At 41.8% G+C, this 2,579-nt stretch carries 2 protein-coding genes; both read right to left on the reverse strand.

What is annotated here, in order from left to right; all coding sequences use genetic code 11:
* Positions 1–74 precede the first annotated feature (74 nt).
* Complete coding sequence (locus DWX43_RS26695) at positions 75–1,028, reverse strand: ABC transporter permease (RefSeq protein ID WP_118623102.1); 954 nt, start codon at positions 1,026–1,028, stop codon at positions 75–77.
* A gap of 22 nt (positions 1,029–1,050) precedes the next feature.
* A partial coding sequence (locus DWX43_RS26700; protein ID WP_330582330.1) for a sugar ABC transporter ATP-binding protein occupies positions 1,051–2,579 on the reverse strand: 1,529 nt, incomplete at its 5' end.

A 2,579-nucleotide genomic window follows, 5' to 3' on the forward strand; every position in this document is an offset into this window, starting at 1 on the left:
TTTTTCATTTAACTATTGACATTTATTAGCTGGACTTCCATTCTTAATCCATCTGTCACTTCATCAAGGCCATATCAGTTATTTTTTCTGTCTAAGAAGACAGCCAGTAAAATAATGAGCCCCTTGATAACATCCTGATAGTAAGACGAGACATTTAAAATATCTAATCCATTTGTAATAACACCGATAATCAGTACGCCTACAAGAACCCCGAAAACATTCCCTCTTCCTCCTGAAAGGCTTACACCTCCCATGACGACCGCCGCGATGGAATTCAATTCATATCCTTCACCGGTATTTGGCGAAGCTGCATTCAGTCTGGAACAAAGAACAATCCCGGCAAATCCGGCCAGCAGGCCGCAGATGGTATATGCCAACGTCTTAACCCGGGTCACATTAATTCCGCAGGCTACTGCGCATTCCTCGTTTCCCCCAACTGCATAAAGGTATCTGCCGAACAGAGTAAATCCCAATACAATAAGGGTTATGATAAAAAGTACTGCAAAAATCAGTACCGGCATAGGGATAATTCCCTGACTTGTCTGTCCGATCATTTTGTAAGCATCAGTATAACCTGTTATTGGCCTGCCGTCAGAATAAATCAGGCAGATTCCGCGGATAATCGTACTTGTGGCAAGTGTTACGATAAAGGGAGCCAGTCTTACTTTTGCAACCAGAACCCCGTTAATAAACCCACACAGGGAAGCTAATGCTAAACCGATTAAGACTGCCGCCCCGAGGGGAAGCTGGTAATCAGTTGCGGCAAGAGAATAATGTGCCGATACAAGCCCGGCCAGACACATGATTGAACCCACTGACAAATCAATACCTCCGGTTAAAATAACATACATTACCCCGAGACTCAGCATTCCATAGTAGGACACCTGACGCAGAATAGTCAGCACGTTGGAGCCAGAGATAAAATTGGGGGACATTGTCCCCATAATGATGCACAGGAGCAAAAAACCAATAAATATGCCATACTTAGTCAACACCTTTGAAACTTCTACACGCTTTACAGCTTTCATAATACTTATTCCTCCTATATCTCTATAATCCTGAAGCCAGTTTCATAATTGCTTCCTGTTCCAATTCATTTTTACCCAGTTCTCCCGTCTTTCTTCCTTCGCACATCACCATAGCCCGGTCGCATAAACCAATAATCTCCGGCATTTCTGAAGAAATTAAAACAATTGCTTTTCCCATAGCTGCCAGTTCTCTAATCAAAGCATAAATCTCCGCCTTTGCCATAACATCAATCCCCCGGGTTGGGTCATCCAGAAAGAAAATGTCACAATCTGTAATTAACCATCTTGCTATTACTATTTTTTGCTGGTTTCCACCACTTAAGTTTTTCACCTTCTGTGCAGGTCCTGTTGTTTTTATCCTCATTCTCTCAATCTGTTTTTCACATTCTTCACTCTCTTTCCTAAGATGCAAAAAACCTCTTTTTGAATAATTCTGTTTTAAAGCTGCCATAGACATATTCTCTTTCACTGTAGCCGAAAGATTCAGTCCTACAACTTTCCTGTCCTCCGGCACAAATGCAATTCCCTGCTTAATAGCCTGCCCCGGATTATGTATCTGGATCTTTTTCCCTTTTTTATATAGTGTCATGCAGGCACCCTTTCTTAGGCCGAAAATACTTTCAACAATCTCACTTCTTCCTGATCCCATCAGACCTGCGATTCCAAAAATCTCACCCGATCTCACCTCAAAACTGATATTCATCAATGTGTCTTTCAGCTCCAGATTCTCGACCCGCAGCAGCACATCGCCCGGCACTGTTTTGGCCGGTGGAAATACGGTATTCAATTCTCTCCCAACCATTTGAGAGATTAAAATATCCTCTGTATATTCTTCTCTTTTTCCGGCATGCACCATTTTCCCATCTCTTAAAACTGCAATCCGGTCTGCAATGGTGAAAATTTCATCCATTTTATGGGAAATAAAGATAATAGCAATTCCTTTCTTTTTCAGTTTTGATATCTGCTCAAACAACATCAGGCTTTCTCTGTCTGATAGTGCCGAAGTTGGTTCATCCATAATAATCACTCTGGCATTCCGCGATATCCCCCTCGCAATCTCCACCATCTGACGTTGGGCAATACTTAAATCTTTCATTTTTTTCTGTGACGAAAACGTCAAACCAAATTCCTCAGAAACCAAATCACTTTCCTGATACATTTTCTTTCGACTGACAAATCCCCTCACCTTCTTTTGTGGTTCCCTTCCAAGAAAAATATTTTCAGCCACTGTCATATCCATAACGGGCATAAGTTCCTGATGAATCATGGAGATTCCCCCATCCAGTGCGTCAAGTGCTTTTTCAAACTTCACTTCTTTTCCTGACAGGAATATCTTCCCCGAGGTCGGTTCATATACTCCTGACAGAATTTTCATCAAAGTTGACTTCCCCGCACCGTTTTCTCCTACCAGAGCCAAAACTTCACCTGCATAAATATCCAGATTTACATCTTCCAGGACACACACTCCTGAAAACTCTTTTTTAATGTTCTGAAAAGTTACTACCTTTTCCATACTTATATCCATTCCTTTCGCTTCGCTCAGGCACAAAA

It is taken from the genome of Clostridium sp. AF19-22AC (genome assembly GCF_003479085.1).
Classification (GTDB): Bacteria; Bacillota; Clostridia; order Lachnospirales; family Lachnospiraceae; genus Faecalicatena_A; species Faecalicatena_A orotica.